The sequence below is a fragment of the Duganella sp. Leaf61 genome, assembly GCF_001421905.1.
Lineage (GTDB): Bacteria > Pseudomonadota > Gammaproteobacteria > Burkholderiales > Burkholderiaceae_D > Rugamonas > Rugamonas zoogloeoides.
In genome coordinates this window covers 169,171-187,876 of record NZ_LMLM01000028.1, presented here as the reverse complement: position 1 = coordinate 187,876, position 18,706 = coordinate 169,171, and the positions used below count along the sequence as shown (strand labels likewise).

Sequence of the window (18,706 nt, the reverse complement as noted above, 5' to 3'; positions counted from 1 at the left end):
ACTCCTTACCGAGCAGGTGCTTTGAGCGACTTGAGCTTGTCGCCATACTCCTTGATCAGCTTGAGCGAGCTGGTATCGGTGTCGAACACCGAGTACAGGCCCTGCTCTTCCTGCGGCGGGTCGCCCATGAAGTCGTTGCCCGGCTTCCACCAGTAATCGGCATTGGCCGCGCGGCCGGCGCCGCCCCAGGCCCAGAAATTGAAGCCGGCGATCGGGTCGCCCTTGGCGGCGCGGGTATAGACCACGTCAAACACCTCCTTGTAGAAGCGGTCGCGGATCTTGGTCGTGGCCTTGATGCTGAACGACGGGCCGTCGCGATCGAGGCCGAATTCTTCGAGCACGATCGGCTTGCCGAGTTTTTTGGCCAGCTCGATGTGCGAGTTCAGGTAGTCGCGGCTCTTGGTAATCGCATTGTCCCAGGTGCCTTCGGGATTGCGCGAGTCGAACCATTCCCAGTTTTTCGGCCACAAATGGTAGGTCAGGTAATCGACATGCTTGCTGCGGTGGGCGTCGAGAAACAGCTGCGCATCGTGGGCGGAGCCGGCCAGGCCTTCGCTGCCGGTGCTCACCATGTGGTTGCGATCGAGGCTGTGGATGTAGCCGGCCGTCTCGTCGATCCACTTGACGTAAGCAGCCTTCTCTTCTTTCGTCGCCTTGCCGTTGCCGGGGCGCGGCTCGTTGGCCAGCTGCCACGACATCAGGTGCGGATCTTCCGAGTACGGCTTGCCGGTGATGGTGTTGACGCGCCTGACGATTTTCGCGATCACCTGGCGGTACTCTTTTTGCGCGGCAGCGTTCACATAGAAGCGTGCATTCTTCTTCATGTAATCGTCATAGTCCTTGGTCACGTTCGGGTCGAGCGCCGGCGTGCCTTCGAACCAGTTCAGGTACTGGGTCATGCCGCCCGACCACTGCCAGAAGTTGTTCAGGTAAAGCACCACGGTCATGTCGCGCTTGGCCGCTTCGGCCATCAGGAAGTCCAGGCCCACCAGCAGGTTCTCGTCGTACTCGCCCGGCTTGGCCGTGGTGGCGGGGCTGACCGCGCTTTTCATGTCGGTCTTCTCGGAGACGGCCAGCACGCGCAGGTTGTTGATGCCGGTCGCCTTCATGGTATCGAGCTCCTTGAGCAGGCGGGCACGCTCGCCCACGCCGCTCGGCGCACCGAGGTAGCCGCCGTACCAGAAGTTGGCGCCCACGATGTAATACGCCTGGCCCTTGCGGCTGAAATGCGTTTTCTTGGCCGTGACGAACTCCGACTTGGCGGCGTTGGTCACCGGCGCGCCATCGGCAGCGGCCACGATGCCGACCGCGCCCACCATCATGGCGGCGGCGCAGAATTTGAACAGCTGTTTCATGTCTCGTCCTTTATGGTTATGATTGCTGCTACTTCAGGGGTTTGCCGTTGACGTTCAGGACTTGCTTCGGCAGTTTGACGGTAATGGTTCGGGCGCCGGCATCGGCGGCATCGTGCGCCAGCAGCACCTTGTAGCTGCCGGCGGCGATGCGCCAGGTCTTCGAGCGGCTGTCGTACAGCGCCAGCAGGCGCGGATCGACGGTCACGGTGACTTCCCGGCTCGCGCCCGGCGCCAGGTCCACTTTCTCGAAAGCGGCCAGGCGCTTGGGTGCTTCCCACTTCACGCCCAGCGGCGCCACGTATACTTGCGGCACATCCTTGCCCGCCACTGCGCCGGTATTGGTTACCTTGAAGCGCAGTTGCAGCTTGCCGTCCTGCTGGCCCGACTTCAGGTCGGAATACGCGAACGTGGTGTACGACAGACCATGGCCGAACGGGAACAGCGGCTTGTGGCCTTTCAGGTCGAACCACTTGTAGCCGACCGCCGCGCCTTCATGGTAATCGACCGCGAAGCGTACTTTTTCGTTCTTCGGATCGCCATCGAGCACGGGACGCGGCAACTGGCTGGCAGACGCCGGGAACGTCGTCGGCAAGTGGCCCGACGGATTGACTTCGCCGAACAGGATGCGGGCAATCGCCTCGCCACCGCCCGAGCCGGCGTACCACGCCTGCAGCACGGCCGCGCTCTGGTCCAGCCACGGCATCAGCACCGGGCCCGAGGTTTCAAGCACCACCACGGTTTTCGGATTGGCTTTTGCCACCGCCGCCACCAGCGCATCCTGGTTATCGGGCAGCGCCAGCGAAACCGCATCGAGCGCCTCGCCCACCCACTGCTGGGCAAACACGATCACCGCGTCGGCGCCTTCGGCAGCTTTGGCGGCGGCGACCGGATCGAGGCCGTCGTGGTAGATCACCTGCGCACCGGGCGCGCGCGCCTGGATCGCCTTCAGCGGCGACGACGGGTGGTACACCACCGGGCCGGGCCAGGTCAGGGGCTCGATGCCGGGCACCGGGTTGCCCTCCACCGGGTACACCAGCGACGAGCCGCCGCCGGCCAGCACGCCCACGTCCGCATGGGCGCCGATGACCACGATCTTGCGCGCGCCGGGTTTGAGCGGCAGCGTGCTGTTGGCGTTCTTGAGCAGGACCATGCCTTCTTCGGCATCGGCCTGGCTGACCAGGCGGTTGGCTGCGAAGTCGATCGCGCCGCCTTCGGCCACCGGGTGCTCGACCACGCCCTTGTCGAACATGGCCCACAGGATGCGATAAACCATGTCGTCCAGGCGCGCTTGCGGCACATGGCCGTTGGCCACCGCCTCCTCGAGCGCGCCGCCGAAGTACTGCGACTTGTCGAACTCCCAGCCCGACTGCTGATCGAGGCCGGCCTTGGCCGCTTCCACCGTGCTGTGCACCGCGCCCCAGTCCGACATCACGTACCCCTTGAAGCCCCAGTCTTTTTTCAGCACACCGTTGAGCAGGTAGTCGTTCTCGCACGCGTACACGCCGTTCAAGCGGTTGTACGAGCACATGACCGAGCCGGGGTTGGCCTGTTCGAGCACAAACTGGAACGCCAGCAGGTCGGACATGCGGTTGCTGGTATCGTCGATGCGGGCATCGAGCACGAAGCGGCCGGTTTCCTGGGCATTGACGGCAAAGTGCTTCATGGTTGCGATCAGGTGGTTCGACTGGATGCCCTTGATCTGCGCCGCGACCATGCTGCCTGCCAGCAGCGGGTCTTCGCCGGCGTATTCGAAGTTGCGGCCATTGCGCGGTTCGCGCTGCAGGTTGACGCCGCCGGCCAGCATCACGTTGAAGCCCGACGCGCGCGCCTCGCTGCCGATCATGGCGCCGCCCTCGTAGGCAAGGGCCGGGTTCCAGGTAGCGGTAGTGGCCAGGCCCGATGGCAGCGAGGTGCGCCCGCGCGGGGTGGGTCCGGCTTGCGTGGCCACCCCGAGGCCGGCGTCGGTTTCGAACAGCGCGGGCAATCCCAGGCGCGGTACGCCGGCGATGTAGCCGGCCGAATAAGGCAGCGCGGCCGGATGGCGCTTGGTCTTGTTGGCAAAGTCGGAGCCGAAGTGGCCCAGTACCCACGACAGCTTTTCTTCCTGCGTCATGGCGGCCAGCGCCAGTGCGGCGCGACGGTCGGCCGGCAGCGCCGCATCGAGCCACGGCCTGGCAGCAGGTGCGGCTTGTTTGGCTCGTTCGGCCTGTTTCGCTTGTTCTGCCTGTTCGGCTAGTGCAGCTTGCCCGGCTTGCCCGGCTAACGCCTGGCCGGCGGCGCTGGCCGGGGCCGCAGCAGCTATCCCGAACGCCAGCGCCAAGGCGATGGCAATGGGACGGGCGTGAAGGTGGTACGGTCCGGCAGCGGACCGGGCGGATGCAACTTGTTCCATGAACGTGTCTCCCGTATGGATGGTTTTTATATTATGAAAATATTTTGCATGGACGCACTCCACCGGTCAAACCAAGGCCAAAATCGGGGCGCAGTTTAGCCATCTTCACTAAACACGCACGCACACACTCAAATGGCGCGCTGCAACACCCGCAGCAGTGGCAAACTCGATGTTTAGTAAAGAACGCTAAACTTTTCACTGAATCCTGTTGGTCGTTTGACCATGGATAGGCGCTCATGCAAGACTTTCTTCACACAGAACCGGCCGACGACGCAGTCGCGAGCCGCTTCACCGAGACAACGGAGACCAGATGGCCACTACCGCTAACACCGCAACAGCGACGCCGGGCGTAACGATCCGCGACATCGCGCAAGTTGCGGGCGTGTCCGCAGGCACGGTCTCGCGCGCCCTCAAGAACGAACCGGGACTGACCGAAGTCACGCGCCAGATGGTGCTGGAAGCGGCGCGCTCGCTCGGCTACGACTTCTGCAAGCTGCGCCCCAAGCGCCTGCGCCGCCTCACTTTCCTGCTGCACCGCCAGCACAATACCGCCGCCAGCAGCCCGTTCTATTCCCCCGTGCTGCACGGCGCCGAAGAAGCATGCCGCAAGCAGGGGATCGTGCTGTCGTTCATGGCCGTGGGCCCGGCCGACGGCCTGATCGACCAGATCCGCATGCACGCACCGGACGGCATCGTGTGCGCCGGCTTCTTCGAGCCCGAAACGCTGGCCGCGCTGCGCTCCACCGGCAAGCAGCTGGTGCTGATCGACATGCAGCTGCGCGGCTACAACTCGGTCAACCCGGACAATATGATGGGCGGCTACCTGGCCACCAAGCACCTGATCGACACCGGCCGCACCCGCGTGGGTTTTATTTCCGGCCCGCTGGCGCACTACAGCATCCGAGAACGCGCGCGCGGCTATCGCCAGGCCCTGTTCGAGGAAGGCATCCTGGCCGACCCGCGCCTGGAAGCCAACCTGCCCGATGGCGTGGACCTGGAAACCGGCGCCTGGGAGGCGATGGAGCAGCTGCTGTCGCTGCCTCACCCGCCCGACGCCGTGTTCTGCTACAACGACAGCGCCGCCCTGGTGGCCATGCGCTGCTGCCTGGCCAAGGGACTCAAGGTGCCGCACGATATCGCCATCGTCGGCTTCGACGACATCTCTACGGCCGTACTGGGCCACCGCCCGCTCACCACCCTGCGCATCGACAAAAAGGCGCTCGGCGCAATGGGCGTGGAGCTGCTGCTCAATAACCAGCACCTGACGCAAAATCCGGCCCAGCCGGGACATCCCCAGCATCCGCCCGTGCAGCACATCGCACCGGTGGAGCTGATCGTGCGCGCCAGCACCGTGTTCGACGGCTGGCGCGCGCCGCAACCTTCCTCCACCGATCGTCCACCAACCTTTTCACGGACCCCATGACGGCACCGAACTTCCACTCCCGCGCCACGCTGCTCGACCATATCCGCCACACCAAGCATTTTTACGATGGGCGCTGCGTGGACCCCAGCGGCGGCTTGTACCATTTTTACAAGGACGACGGCAGCATCTACGACGAGCGCACGCGCCACCTGGTGAGCAGCACCCGCTTCGTCTTCAATTACGCCATGGCCTGGCGCCAGTTCGGCGATGCCGCCGACCAGCAGCGCCTGCGCCACGCCCTGGCCTTTTTGCGCGACGCCCACCGCAACGTGCACACCGGCGGCTACGCCTGGACGCTCGACTGGAAAGCCGGCGTGGCGCACGTCACCGACGGCACCAACCACTGCTACGGCCTGGCCTTCGTGCTGCTGGCCTACAGCCACGCGCTGATGGCCGGCGAAACCCGGGCGGGCGAATGGATCGCCGAAACGTTCGATTTGATGGAGCACCGTTTCTGGGATGCGCAGCACGGCCTGTACGCCGACGAAGCCGCGCCCGACTGGTCGCACCTCGATGGCTACCGCGGCCAGAACGCCAATATGCACGCGTGCGAAGCGCTGATCGCCGCGTTCGAGGCGACCGGCGAGCGCGCCTACTTGCTGCGCGCCGAAACGCTGGCGCGCAACATCACGCTGCGCCAGGCCGCGCTGGCCGGCAACCTGATCTGGGAGCACTACCACGCCGATTGGTCGGTGGACTGGGACTACAACCGCGACGACAAGAGCAATATCTTCCGCCCCTGGGGCTACCAGCCCGGCCACCTGGCCGAGTGGGCCAAGCTGCTGTTGCTGCTCGAGCGCCACGGCGCCCACCTGGCGCACGGCGAAGACTGGCTGCTGCCGCGCGCGATTGTGCTGTTCGACGCGGCGGTGGACAAGGCGTGGGATGCGCAGCACGGCGGCATCTATTACGGCTTCGCGCCGGACGACAGCATTTGCGACGACCTCAAATATTTCTGGGTGCAGGCCGAAAGCATCGCCACCGCCGCCCTCCTGGGCGCGCGCACCGGAGACGCCCGCTACTGGACCTGGTACGACAAAATCTGGGACTATAGCTGGACCCATTTCGTCGATCACCAGTACGGCGCGTGGTACCGCATCCTGGGCGCCGACAACGGCAAGCTCACCGACGAGAAAAGCCCGGCGGGCAAGGTCGATTACCACACCATGGGCGCCTGCTACGAAGTACTCAATGTAATCAAGGATTAAAAGATGTCCGATTTTCCCATTTTCGTCGCCGCCGGCGAAGCGCTGACCGACATGATCGTGCAGGACGCGGCCCAACAACAGTGGCACAGCAAGGTAGGCGGCTCCACCTGGAACGTGGCGCGCACCATGGCCGCGCTGGACGTACCCACCGCGTTTGCAGGCGCGATCAGCGACGACGTCTTCGGCGACGCCCTGTGGCAGGCCAGCGCGGCCGCCAAACTCGACCTGCGCTTCCTGCAGCGCCATGCCAAATCGCCATTGCTGGCCATCGTCCACCGCACCGATCCGCCCGCGTATTTTTTCGTGGGCGACGACAGCGCCGACCTGCATTTCGACGCCAGCGCGCTGCCGCAGGACTGGCGCGCACACTGCAAGTGGGTGCATTTCGGCGGCATCAGCCTTGCGCGCCAGCCGCTGGCCGGCAAGCTGGTGGCGCTGGCCGAACAACTGAGGGCCGACGGCGTACGCATCAGCTTTGACCCCAACTACCGGCTGCTGATGGATGAGCGCTACGACGCCACGTTGCGCCGCATGACCGAACTGGCCGACGTCATCAAGGTGTCGGAGGAAGATCTGGCGGGCCTGTTCCGCACCGATGACATCGACGCGGCATTTGCCACCCTGCGCAACTGGAATCCGCAAGCGACGTATTTGTACACCAAGGGCGAACACGGCGCGTCGCTGCACTGCGGCGAGCAGTCGTGGACACAAGCCACGCCGCAGATCACCGTGGCCGACACCGTGGGCGCCGGCGACGCCAGCATCGCCGCCCTCGCCTACAGCCTGCTGCATTACCCGGACCGCGCGCCCGACCGCCACCTGCGCTTTGCCGTGTGCGCTGGCGCGGCAGCCTGCATGACCGAGGGTGCATCGCCGCCCACGCTGGCCGCGATCGAAGCGTTGGCAACGCGGGAAGATTGATTTTTTAGTTACAGTCAATGCTAAAGGGAAACGATTCTCATTCTTAATAAAATCTGGCAACTCTCCCTTTTTACCGAGAAAAATTATCGTTTTCATCAAGAACCCAAAAATTAAATGTCTGTAATGCGTGCGATTGATATGCGTCATTGCGGACATAAATGATTTGCAGGTGGTAAACTTGGGTTGTCCTTTTCCATAACCAAGAGGCTTCCTATGAACCAGATGTCCAGGCGACAGTTCCTTCGGGTAACTGGCGCTACCATCGCGGGTTCGAGCATCGCGCTCCTCGGCTTTGCGCCGGCAACGGCCATGGCCGAAGTCCGGCAATACAAGCTGGCGCGCAGTACCGAAACCCGCAACACCTGCCCCTACTGCTCCGTAGGCTGCGGGATTTTGATGTATGGGCTGGGCGACGGCGCCAAAAACGCCACCGCTTCCATCATCCATATCGAAGGCGATGCCGACCACCCGGTCAATCGCGGCACGCTGTGCCCGAAAGGCGCCAGCCTGATCGACTTCATCCACTCGCCGAATCGCCTGATGGCGCCGCAGTACCGCGCCCCGGGTGCGACCGAATGGTCGCCGATGTCGTGGGACGACGCGCTGAACCGCATTGCGAAGCTGATGAAAGCCGACCGCGATGCCAACTTCATCGAAAAATCGGCCGACGGCAAAACCGTCAACCGCTGGACCACCACCGGCATGCTGTGCGCGTCGGCGGCATCGAACGAAGTCGGTTATTTAACCCATAAAACCATGCGCAGTCTCGGCATGCTGGTATTCGACAATCAAGCACGTGTATGACACGGTCCGACGGTGGCAGGTCTTGCCTCGACATTTGGACGTGGTGCGATGACGAATCACTGGGTAGACATCAAGAACGCAGATGTCATCCTGGTCATGGGCGGCAACGCAGCAGAAGCACACCCTTGCGGGTTTAAATGGGTCACGGAAGCCAAGGCGCATCGCGGCGCCAAGCTGGTCGTGGTCGATCCGCGCTTTACCCGAACCGCTTCGGTGGCGGACTATTACGTCCCTACCCGTACCGGTGCGGACATCGTTTTCCTGGGCGGTATCATCAACTACCTGCTCACCAACGACAAAATCCAGCACGAATACGTCCGTAACTACACAGACATGCCGTTCATCGTCCGCGAGGACTTCGCCTTCAACGACGGCCTGTATTCGGGCTATGACGAGGCGGCGGGCAAGTACACCGACAAGAGCAGCTGGAACTACGAGATGGGCGACGACGGCTATGCCAAGATCGATCCCACGCTCGAACACCCGCGCTGCGTGTACCAGCTGATGAAGAAGCATTATTCGCGCTACACGCCCGAGATGGTGGGAAAAGCCTGCGGCGTGCCGCCGGAAAAATTCCACAAGGTGGCCGAACTGCTGGCATCGACGGCAGTGCCAGGCAAGGCTGCGACCATCCTGTACGCCCTGGGCTGGACCCAGCACTCGACCGGCGCGGAAACCCTGCGCACGGGCGCCATGGTGCAGCTGCTGCTCGGTAACATGGGCATCTCCGGCGGCGGCATGAACGCGCTGCGCGGCCACTCCAACATCCAGGGGCTGACCGACCTGGGGCTGCTCACCAATATGCTGCCTGGCTATATCACTCTGCCGGGCGAGGCGGAACAGGACTGGAACGCGTACGTGGCCAAGCGCGCGCTGCAACCGCTGCGTCCCAATCAGCTCAGCTACTACAGCAATGCGAAAAAATTCCTGGTCTCGTTCATGAAGACCTGGTGGGGCGATGCCGCCACCGAGGAGAACAACTACGCGTTCGACTACCTGCCCAAGCTCGACAAGCCGTACGACATGATGCAGGCGTTCGAGCTGATGAACCAGGGCAAAATGACCGGCTACATCTGCCAGGGCTTCAACATCCTGGCCTCGGCGCCGGACAAGCAGAAGATCACCGACGGCCTGTCCAAGCTCAAATGGCTGGTCATCATGGATCCGCTGCAGACGGAAACGTCGGAGTTCTGGAAACCGCACGGCGACTTCCACAAGGTCGATCCGACCAAGATCCAGACCGAGGTATTCAGCCTGCCCACGTCGTGCTTTGCCGAGGAACGCGGTTCGCTGGTGAGCTCCTCGCGCGTGCTGCAATGGCACTGGCAAGGCGCGGAGCCGCCGGGCCAGGCCCGGAGCGACCTGGAAATCATGTCGGGCCTGTTCCAGCGCATCCGCAAGGCGTACCAGAAAGACGGCGGCAAGTTCCCCGATCCGATCGTCAACCTGACCTGGAACTACGCCCAGCCGATGAGCCCTCAGCCCGAAGAAATCGCCATGGAATTCAATGGCAAGGCGTTGAAGGACATCTACGATACCAAGGACCCGACCAAGCTGCTGCTCAAGAAGAACGAGCAGCTGGCCGGCTTCGCGCAGCTGCGCGATGACGGCAGCACGGCGTCCGGTTGCTGGATCTTTGCCGGTTCATGGACCGCGCAGGGCAACCAGATGGGCCGCCGCGACAACAGCGACCCGACCGGCATCGGCAATACGCTCAACTGGGCGTGGGCCTGGCCGGCCAACCGCCGCATCCTGTACAACCGCGCTTCGTGCGATACCAAGGGCAAGCCGTTCGACCCGACCCGCAAGCTGGTGGCCTGGAACGGCACCACCTGGTCCGGCGCCGACGTGCCGGACTTCAAGGCGGACGAACCGCCGGAAAACGGCATGGGTCCGTTCATCATGCTGGCCGAGGGTGTGGCGCGCTTCTTTGCGCGCGACGCCATGGCCGAAGGGCCGTTCCCCGAGCACTACGAGCCGTTCGAGTCGCCCATCGGGCACAACCCGATGCACCCGAATAATCCACGTGCGTTCAACAATCCGGCCGCGCGCATGTTCGCCAACGACCGCAAAAAGCTGGGCAGGAAGGAAGAGTATCCGCATGTAGCCACGAGCTATCGCCTCACGGAGCACTTCCACTACTGGACCAAGCATGCGCGGTTGAACGCGATCATCCAGCCGGAGCAGTTCGTCGAAATCGGCGAAGAGCTGGGCAAGGAAATCGGCGTGGTGCACGGCGACCGGGTACGGGTGTCGTCCAAGCGTGGCTACATCGTGGCGAAAGCCGTGGTGACCAAGCGTATCAAGGCATTGATTATCGATGGCAAAAAGACCCACCAGGTCGGACTGCCGATCCACTTCGGGTTCAAGGGGCTCACCAAACCGGGCTACCTGATCAACACACTGACGCCGACGGTAGGCGACGCCAATTCACAGACACCGGAATTCAAGTCGTTCCTGGTGAAAGTGGAAAAAGCCTGACGGCCCGAGGGAGATTAAAACATGTCATTACAATCGCTAGATATCAAACGCCTGTCGGCCACCACGGTGCAGCCGCCGGTGGCCCGCACCCCGGTCACCGGCACTGTCGCCAAACTGATCGACGTCTCCAAGTGCATCGGCTGCAAGGCCTGCCAGACGGCCTGCATGGAATGGAACGATTTACGCGACGAAGTGGGTGAAACCACCGGCGTGTACGACAATCCGACCGACCTGACGCCGCAATCGTGGACCGTCATGCGGTTCTCGGAATACGAGAATACCGACGGCAACCTCGAATGGCTGATCCGCAAGGACGGCTGCATGCACTGCGAAGATCCGGGCTGTTTAAAAGCCTGCCCGGCGCCGGGCGCCATCGTCCAGTACACCAACGGCATCGTGGATTTCCACCAGGAGAACTGCATCGGCTGTGGCTACTGCGTTGCCGGCTGCCCGTTCGACGTGCCGCGCATTTCCAAGGCCGACAGCCGCGCCTACAAGTGCACGCTGTGCTCGGACCGCGTAGCCGTCGGCCAGGAACCGGCCTGCGTCAAGACCTGCCCTACCGGCGCGATCGTCTTCGGCACCAAGGAAGACATGAAGCACCATGCCGAAGAGCGGATCGAAGACCTCAAGTCGCGCGGCTTTGCGCAGGCGGGCCTGTACGACCCGGCCGGTGTTGGCGGCACGCACGTGATGTATGTGCTGCACCATGCCGACAAGGCGCCGCTGTACCATGGCCTCAAGCAGAATCCGTCCATCAGCCCGATGGTGGGACTGTGGAAGGGCCTGACCAAGCCGCTGGCGCTGGCCGGTATTGCGGCCACCGCGCTGGCAGGCTTCTTCCACTATTCGCGCATCGGTCCGAACGAAGTGAGCAAGGAAGAAGAAGCCGAGGCGCTGCACGAAGCACAACGCATCCGGGAGGACCACAATGAGCGCACATGATCCGCTGAAGGACAAGGACGGCAATCCCTTGATCCAGCGTTACACTGCCAATGACCGCAGCAATCACTGGATCACGGCAATCTGCTTCGTGCTGCTGGCGGTCTCCGGCCTGGCCATGTTCCATCCGGCCACGTCGTGGATGGCCGTGTTCCTCGGTGGCGGCCAGTGGACGCGCATCCTGCACCCGTTTCTCGGTGTGGTGATGTTCGTGTCGTTCGCGGTGCTGGTGGTGCGCTTCTGGCACCACAACAAGATCGACCAGGCGGACAAGCAGTGGATGAAGCAGATCGGCGATGTGCTCACCAACCGCGAAGACCGCCTGCCGAAAATCGGCATGTACAACGCCGGCCAGAAGATCCTGTTCTTCGTGCTGATCGCCAGCATGGTCGGGCTGCTGTTGTCGGGCATCGTGATCTGGCGCGCGTACTTCGCGTTCTACTTCCCGATCGACGTGGTGCGCTTTGCGGCGCTGCTGCACGCGTTCAGCGCGTTCGTGCTGATTTGCTCGATCATCGTGCATATCTACGCGGCGTTCTGGGTCAAGGGTTCGATCGGCGCCATGGTGCGCGGCACGGTCACCTATGGCTGGGCGCGCAAGCACCATCCGCGCTGGTTCGAGTCGGTGATCAAGAAGCAGCGCGACTGATGGTCGCATGACGTAACACCCGCAGCACGTCCGGGCGCCACGCCGCGCCCGGACTCTCCCGCCCGAGCCAACCCGCTCCCCCGTTCCAATTTCGGATTAAAATACATTTTTGCCCGGCCGCCCCTTTTGCCGCCGGCTACTGGAGAATCTAGTGGTACAACGCTTGCTCGAACCAGGCCAGATCGAGGCGCTCGATCACACCGCCATTCCGCGCCTGCTGCTGCCTGAAGCACGCAGCCTGTTTGCCGCGCGCGCCGCGCGCCTGCGCCAGCTGGCCAACAACGATATCAAGGGCATTCCGGTCGGCGAAGCCATGCAGGGTTATCTGCGACTGATGGCGGCCGTGGTGGACGCGCAAGGCGCGGTTGCCGCCGCGCTGCCCCCCGAGACTTTCAGCCTGCCACCGGCGGCCGACATCAAGCTTTCCATCGATCACAACATGCCGCCGCTGCCCGTCAACGGCGTGCGCACCCCCGAGTGGCGCACCGTGTTCGCGGCCCTGCTCGACCACCTGGCGGCATCGGTCAAGGACCAGCCGCAGATCGACGCCGTGCTGGCCGAACTGCGCGCGCTCGACGTCGCCCAACTGGAAGGTTGCGCCGACGCCGTCCTGGCCGAACTGACCGAAGGCGTGCACCCGCTGCATGCACCGTTCGTGGCCGCCGCGCTGCAAGTGATGTGGACCAGGCGCGCCGGCCAACTCGATTCGCCGCGCGTGCAGCCCTTGGTCACCAATACCCTGTGCCCCGTGTGCGGCTCGCACCCGGTGGCGAGCGTGATCCGCATCGGCGGGCAGTCGCAAGGGTACCGCTACCTGCAGTGCAGCTGCTGCGCCAGCGAATGGCACATGGTGCGCGTAAAGTGCTCGTGCTGCGAGCACACCGGCAAGATCGCCTACCAGAGCCTGGAAACCAACGAAGACAAGCTGCCGGTGGAAGACGCCACGGACTCCAAGGCGAACAAGGCCAACGACCCGAGCAAGGTCGCCCGCGCCGAAACCTGCGAAGACTGCAAAACCTATCGCAAGATCTTCAACCAGGAGCACGACTTCAACGTGGAGCCTTTGGCCGACGACCTGGCCAGCCTCACGCTGGACGTGCTGGTAAGCGAAGCCGGTTATGCGCGCGCCAGCGGTAATCCGCTGCTGTGGTTTAACGCAGCATGACCGCGCCGGCCAGCAGCACGACTGCCACTACCGCAGCCGCCGCGCCGGTGACGTCCAGCGCGCCGGCGATCCGCTTGCCTGCCGTGCACCTGATCCTGTCCGATGCCGGCTGCCAGCCGCTGATCGAACAGTATGGCCGCACCCAGACCACGGACATGGCGCGCGCGCTGCTGGCCGACCTGCGCGCCCGGCTGCTGGCCGCGCGCCACGATGGCGGCGATGCCGGCAACAATGCCACGCACGCAGCCGCCGGCGCCGGCATCGATACCGGCGCCAGCACGGCTGCCGGTACCAGTGCAGCCACCGACATCCCCGCCCTGCTGGCCATGCTGGCCGAACGCCTGCAACGCAGCAACCGTTCCAACCTGCGCGCCGTCTTCAACCTCACCGGCACCGTGCTGCACACGAACCTGGGCCGCGCGCTGCTGCCCGACAGCGCGGTGCAGGCGGTGGCCGAAGCGCTGCGCTGGCCGATGAACCTGGAGTGGGATATCGACACCGGCAAGCGCGGCGACCGCGACAACCTGGTGGAAGAGCTGCTGCTGGAACTGACAGGGGCGGAAGCGGCCACCATCGTCAACAACAACGCCGCCGCCGTGCTGCTGATGCTGAACACCCTGGCGCTGGGCCGCGAAGTGATCGTCTCGCGCGGCGAACTGGTGGAGATCGGCGGCGCCTTCCGCATCCCGGACGTGATGACGCGCGCTGGCGCCGTACTGCGCGAAGTGGGCAGCACCAACCGCACCCATTTGAAGGACTACGCGGAAGCCGCCGGTCCACAGACAGCGCTGATGATGAAGGTCCATTGCAGCAATTACGAAATTACCGGTTTTACGAAAAGCGTGGAGCTGCCGGAATTGGCGCCGCTGGCCAAATCGCACCATATCGACGTTGCCGTGGACCTGGGCAGCGGCACGCTGGTGGACCTGGAGCAGTACGGTCTGCCGCACGAAACCACGGTGCGCGAAACGATAGCCGCCGGTGCCGACCTGGTGACCTTCAGCGGCGACAAGCTGCTGGGTGGCCCGCAATGCGGCATCATCGTCGGCCGCAAGGACTTGATCGCGCAGATCAAGAAGAACCCGCTCAAGCGCGCGCTGCGCGTCGGTAAGCTCACGCTGGCGGCACTGGAGCCGGTGCTGGCCCTGTACCGCGCGCCCGACCTGCTGCCAGAGCGCCTCACCACGCTCAAGCTGCTCACCCGCCCTGCGGCTGCCATGCGCGCGCAGGCGGCAGCGATCCTGGCGCCGTTGCAGGCGGCGCTGGGCGCCAGCTACGCGGTGACCGCCGAGGCGATGACCAGCCAGATCGGCAGCGGCGCGCTGCCGGTGGACCAGTTGCCGAGTTTTGGTTTGGTGATCCGGCCGGCAACCAAAGCCAGCAATGCACTGGGCAGGCTGGAACAGCGCCTGCGCGCCTTGCCGCTGCCGGTGATCGGCCGCGTGGCGCACGATGCGCTGTGGCTCGACCTGCGCTGCCTGAACGACGAACAGCAGGAAAAGTTCATCGCCCAGCTGGCGCTGCTGGAGCAGATCGGCGCATGATCATCGGTACCGCAGGCCATATCGACCATGGCAAGACCACCCTCACGCGCGCGCTCACCGGCGTCGATACCGACCGCCTGAAGGAGGAAAAAGCGCGCGGCATCTCGATCGAACTCGGTTACGCCTACACGGCACTGACCGAACACGACACGCTGGGCGTGATCGACGTACCGGGCCACGAAAAATTCATCCGCACCATGGCCGCCGGCGTCACCGGCATCGACGCCGCCCTGCTGGTAGTGGCTGCCGACGACGGCATCATGCCGCAAACGCTGGAACACCTGGCCATCCTGCGCCTGCTCGGCGTCAAACGCGGCGCGGTGGCGCTGACCAAGATCGACCGCGCCGACGCCGCGCAGATCGCCCGCATCGAAGCCGACATCACTGCCCTGCTGGCGCCGACCGACTTCGCTGGCGCTCCCGTTTTTCACACCAATGCCACCGAGGCCGACGACGCCGGCGTGCAAGCCCTGCGTGCCTACCTGGCGCAACTGGCGGCCACGCTGCCGGCCAGCGACGAGCGGCGCCTGTTCCGCCTTGGCGTGGACCGGGTATTCACCTTGTCCGGCCAGGGCACCATCGTCACCGGCACCGCGCTGGCGGGCACGGTGCGCGTGGGCGACACGGTGACGCTGGCGCCGGGCGGCCAGCAGGCGCGCGTGCGCAGCATCCATGCGCAGAACCAGGCGGCGGAAACCGGGCGCGCCGGCCAGCGGCTGGCGCTCAACCTGGGCGGCGTGGCCAGGGAAGACATTGCGCGCGGCACCTGGATCGTCGCTCCGGCATTGGCCGAATGCTCGCAGCGGATCGATGTCGAACTCACGCTCACGCCCGATTGCGGCGTCACACTGAAACCGTGGTCGCCGCTGCACGTGCACCTGGGCGCCGCCCACCACACGGCCAACATGGTGCTGCTCGACGGCGAGGCGCTGGCGCCGGGCCAAACGGGCCGCGTGCAGCTGGTGCTCGACGCGCCGGTGCACGCGGTGCCGGGCGACCGCTTCGTGATCCGGAATGCGCAAGCCACGGCCACCGTGGGCGGCGGCGTGGTGCTCGATCCGTTCGGCCCCGCGCGCAAGCGCCGCAGCGGCGCGCGGGTGGACTGGCTCGATGCGCTGGCGGATTTCATCGACCATGGCGACACGGCCGCCCTGCTGGCGCGCAGCGCCTTGGGCTTGCGGGTGTCGGCGCTGGTGCGGCTGTCGCAACTGCCGGCCGCGCTGATCGCCACGCCGCCGGGCGCCGTCAACGTGGCGCTGACCGGTGGCGACGCGCTGCTGATCGGCGCCGCCGACGTGCAGGCGCTCGAAGAACGCATCCTGGCCGCGCTGGCGCAGTTCCACGAACGTTCGCCGGACGACGCCGGGCCGGAGTTATGGCGGCTCAAGCGCATCGTCTCGCCGGAGATGGAAGAGCGGCTGTGGAGCCGGCTGGTGGACACCCTGCTGGCCGCTGGCCGCATCGCCCGGCGCGGACGCAGTCTGCACCTGCCGCAGCACAGCGTGGAACTGGGCGCGGAAGAACAGGCGCTGGTGGCGCCGTTGCTGGCGTCGCTGCTGGCGGGCCGCTACGATCCGCCGTGGGTGCGCGACCTGGTGCGCGAACACGCAATGCCCGAGGCCGAAGTACGGCGCCTGCTGCGCAAGCTGGCGCGCAGCGGCGAAATCAGCCAGATAGTGCCCGACCTGTTTTACCATCCGCAGCCGCTGGCCGAGCTGGCGCAGTTGCTGGTCACGCTGCCGCAGGTGCAGGCGGCATCGTTCCGCGACGCCACCGGCCTGGGACGCAAACGCGGTATTCAGATATTGGAGTTCTTCAACCGCGTCGGCTATACTCGGCGCGTTGGAAATATTCACATGGTGCGACCCGATACAACGTGGTCCTAGCACTCCCAAGGAAGGCAATCTCATCCGGTGATGGGGCCGGGCTTCAAACCCGGTGAGGGGCGTCAGCCGTTCCTCTGTAGGTTCGACTCCTACTGCTTTCCGCCATTTTCCCGTCTATTTACATCTTTTTACATCCATTTCCTGTCAACAGGCTGGCGGTGCGTCAGCAGTTTCCACAAGGAACATTTTTTCCTGATCGGTGCTACAATTTCTCATTCGCAATATTTTTTGCATTAGAGATAACTTTACATCGAGGACTTCTATGAAACTGGCTAATATGAAAGTGGGGGCGCGCCTGGCACTGGGCTTCGGCTCCACGCTGGCGCTGCTGCTGGTCGTGGCGATCGGCAGTTCCACCGCACTCAACACGGTCACCAACGACACCGACAACCTGGTCGAGCAACAGCTGCAGACCGAGCGCCTGGTCACCGAATGGAAAGGCAGCATCGAGAACAATGTGCAGCGTGCACAGGCGGCCGCCCGCCTGACCGACCCCGAGGAACAGAAATACTTCGAAGACGGCCTGGCGCGCGCCATCAAGCGCAACGGCGAAGTGCAGAAACTGATCGTCGAGCGGCTGGTTGATGCACGCGCCAAGGAACTGTATGCCAAGGCCATGGCCGACCGCGACATCTACCAGGCCGCGCGCAAAAGCGTCATGCAAGCACGCGATGCCGGCGACGTCGCGCTGACCAAGCAACTGATCAACCAGAAATTCGTGCCGGCCAGCGAAACCTACCTGGCCAGCATCGGTGCCGTGGCCGACCGCCAGCGCGCCGCCATCGACGAAATCGGCAAGGCTGTGCACGACCGCAGCGTGCAGGCCATTACCATTACCGCCATACTGACCGCGATCTCGATCGGCGTGGCGCTGCTGCTCGGCTGGCTGATTGCGCGCTCGGTGCTCAGGCAGCTCGGCGGCGAGCCGGCCTATGCTGCCGGCATTACCGACCGCATCGCCGCCGGCGACCTGACCGTGCGGGTGGACCTGGCCGCCAACGACACCAGCAGCCTGCTCTTCAGCATCGCCGCCATGCGCGACCGCCTGGCCGCCATCGTGGGCGAAGTGCGCGGCACCACCGAGGCGGTGGCCACGGCCTCCGACGAGATCGCCAGCGGCAATATGGACCTGTCCTCGCGTACCGAGCAGCAAGCGAGCTCGCTCGAAGAAACCGCGTCGTCGATGGAAGAGCTGACCTCCACCGTCAAGCAGAACACCGAGTACGCGCGCCAGGCCAACCAGCTGGCCGCCAGCGCTTCCGACGTGGCCGTGCGCGGCGGCGACGTGGTGGCCGAAGTGGTGACCACGATGGAATCGATCAGCACCTCGTCCAAGCGCGTGGTAGATATCATCGGCGTGATCGACGGCATCGCCTTCCAGACCAATATCCTGGCGCTGAACGCGGCCGTGGAAGCGGCGCGCGCCGGTGAACAGGGCCGTGGCTTCGCCGTGGTGGCAACCGAAGTGCGCAACCTGGCGCAGCGCTCGGCCAGCGCCGCCAAGGACATCAAGGAACTGATCAGCGACTCGGTGGAAAAAATCTCGACCGGCGCGATGCTGGTGGACCAGGCCGGCAACACCATGACCGAGATCGTCAACAGCGTGCGCAGCGTGAGCGACATCATGGAGCAGATCGCCACCGCCAGCCTGGAACAGGAATCCGGCATCGACCAGATCAATCAGGCCATCGGCGAGATGGACGGCGTGACGCAGCAGAATGCGGCGCTGGTGGAACAGGCGGCTGCGGCGGCCGAATCGCTGCAAGGCCAATCGACGCACCTGGCGCAGCTGGTCAGCGTGTTCAAGCTGGACAATGCTGGTTTCGCGCCGGCGGCAGCGGTGCGTCCTGCTGCCAAACGCAGTGCCGCCCCGGCAGCGGCCAGTCGCCGCCTGGCGCTGGGCAGCTGATTCGGCGCAACTGGTTCGAACCACCAT

At 64.5% G+C, this 18,706-nt stretch carries 12 protein-coding genes and 1 tRNA gene; 11 read left to right on the top strand and 2 right to left on the bottom strand.

Translation table 11 applies throughout. From position 1 onward, the window contains the following. Window positions 1–5 precede the first annotated feature (5 nt). Together ASF04_RS15935 and ASF04_RS15930 are read right to left on the bottom strand one after the other, a co-directional pair. Window positions 6–1,355, bottom strand: coding sequence for a cellulase family glycosylhydrolase (locus ASF04_RS15935; protein WP_082488810.1), 1,350 nt, complete (start codon window positions 1,353–1,355; stop codon window positions 6–8). Between the two features lie 28 nt (window positions 1,356–1,383). Continuing rightward, the gene (locus ASF04_RS15930) at window positions 1,384–3,747 is read right to left on the bottom strand and encodes a glycoside hydrolase family 3 C-terminal domain-containing protein (RefSeq protein ID WP_229205071.1); all 2,364 of its coding nucleotides are present in this window, start codon (window positions 3,745–3,747) and stop codon (window positions 1,384–1,386) included. 310 nt (window positions 3,748–4,057) lie between these two features. Here ASF04_RS15930 and ASF04_RS15925 point away from each other — a divergent pair, with 310 nt between their 5' ends. The 11 genes from ASF04_RS15925 (at window position 4,058) to ASF04_RS15870 (ending at window position 18,679) form a co-directional block, all read left to right on the top strand. Then, the gene (locus ASF04_RS15925) at window positions 4,058–5,170 is read left to right on the top strand and encodes a LacI family DNA-binding transcriptional regulator (RefSeq protein WP_056143636.1); all 1,113 of its coding nucleotides are present in this window, start codon (window positions 4,058–4,060) and stop codon (window positions 5,168–5,170) included. Next, complete coding sequence (locus ASF04_RS15920) at window positions 5,167–6,378, top strand: AGE family epimerase/isomerase (protein WP_056143631.1); 1,212 nt, start codon at window positions 5,167–5,169, stop codon at window positions 6,376–6,378. The genes ASF04_RS15925 and ASF04_RS15920 overlap by 4 nt, the downstream gene beginning before the upstream one ends. 3 nt (window positions 6,379–6,381) lie before the next feature. Then, entirely contained in the window at window positions 6,382–7,299 is a 918-nt protein-coding gene (locus tag ASF04_RS15915; RefSeq protein WP_056143626.1) for a carbohydrate kinase, read from the top strand. A gap of 213 nt (window positions 7,300–7,512) precedes the next feature. Further along, complete coding sequence (fdnG, locus tag ASF04_RS15905) at window positions 7,513–10,584, top strand: formate dehydrogenase-N subunit alpha (RefSeq protein WP_082488809.1); 3,072 nt, start codon at window positions 7,513–7,515, stop codon at window positions 10,582–10,584. Between the two features lie 21 nt (window positions 10,585–10,605). After that, window positions 10,606–11,529 carry a formate dehydrogenase subunit beta gene (gene fdxH / locus ASF04_RS15900; RefSeq protein ID WP_019920354.1) on the top strand — a complete coding sequence of 308 codons (924 nt, stop codon included), beginning with the start codon at window positions 10,606–10,608 and terminating at the stop codon, window positions 11,527–11,529. Beyond that, a complete protein-coding gene (locus ASF04_RS15895; RefSeq protein WP_056143620.1) occupies window positions 11,516–12,175 on the top strand; it encodes a formate dehydrogenase subunit gamma in 660 nt (219 codons plus the stop codon). Before fdxH ends, ASF04_RS15895 begins: the two co-directional genes overlap by 14 nt. Before the next feature lie 151 nt (window positions 12,176–12,326). Further along, a complete protein-coding gene (gene fdhE / locus ASF04_RS15890) occupies window positions 12,327–13,340 on the top strand; it encodes a formate dehydrogenase accessory protein FdhE (protein ID WP_056143617.1) in 1,014 nt (337 codons plus the stop codon). Next, the gene (gene selA / locus ASF04_RS15885; protein ID WP_200931101.1) at window positions 13,337–14,884 is read left to right on the top strand and encodes an L-seryl-tRNA(Sec) selenium transferase; all 1,548 of its coding nucleotides are present in this window, start codon (window positions 13,337–13,339) and stop codon (window positions 14,882–14,884) included. Before fdhE ends, selA begins: the two co-directional genes overlap by 4 nt. Next, window positions 14,881–16,770 (top strand): selenocysteine-specific translation elongation factor, encoded by a 1,890-nt coding sequence (gene selB, locus ASF04_RS15880; protein ID WP_056143614.1) that lies wholly within the window; start codon window positions 14,881–14,883, stop codon window positions 16,768–16,770. Before selA ends, selB begins: the two co-directional genes overlap by 4 nt. A 9-nt stretch (window positions 16,771–16,779) precedes the next feature. Further along, window positions 16,780–16,875: transfer RNA gene (locus tag ASF04_RS15875), tRNA-Sec, on the top strand. A gap of 157 nt (window positions 16,876–17,032) precedes the next feature. Then, window positions 17,033–18,679, top strand: coding sequence for a methyl-accepting chemotaxis protein (locus tag ASF04_RS15870; RefSeq protein ID WP_229205070.1), 1,647 nt, complete (start codon window positions 17,033–17,035; stop codon window positions 18,677–18,679). Window positions 18,680–18,706 lie beyond the last annotated feature (27 nt).

Bases quoted from the DNA above. Each gene is read 5' to 3' on its own strand.
- ASF04_RS15895 (WP_056143620.1), top strand. From the start codon at position 11,516: ATGAGCGCACATGATCCGCTGAAGGACAAGGACGGCAATCCCTTGATC.
- ASF04_RS15930 (WP_229205071.1), bottom strand. From the start codon at position 3,747: ATGGAACAAGTTGCATCCGCCCGGTCCGCTGCCGGACCGTACCACCTT.
- ASF04_RS15920 (WP_056143631.1), top strand. From the start codon at position 5,167: ATGACGGCACCGAACTTCCACTCCCGCGCCACGCTGCTCGACCATATC.
- ASF04_RS15935 (WP_082488810.1), bottom strand. From the start codon at position 1,355: ATGAAACAGCTGTTCAAATTCTGCGCCGCCGCCATGATGGTGGGCGCG.
- selB (WP_056143614.1), top strand. From the start codon at position 14,881: ATGATCATCGGTACCGCAGGCCATATCGACCATGGCAAGACCACCCTC.
- ASF04_RS15870 (WP_229205070.1), top strand. From the start codon at position 17,033: ATGAAACTGGCTAATATGAAAGTGGGGGCGCGCCTGGCACTGGGCTTC.
- ASF04_RS15925 (WP_056143636.1), top strand. From the start codon at position 4,058: ATGGCCACTACCGCTAACACCGCAACAGCGACGCCGGGCGTAACGATC.
- ASF04_RS15915 (WP_056143626.1), top strand. From the start codon at position 6,382: ATGTCCGATTTTCCCATTTTCGTCGCCGCCGGCGAAGCGCTGACCGAC.
- selA (WP_200931101.1), top strand. From the start codon at position 13,337: ATGACCGCGCCGGCCAGCAGCACGACTGCCACTACCGCAGCCGCCGCG.
- fdxH (WP_019920354.1), top strand. From the start codon at position 10,606: ATGTCATTACAATCGCTAGATATCAAACGCCTGTCGGCCACCACGGTG.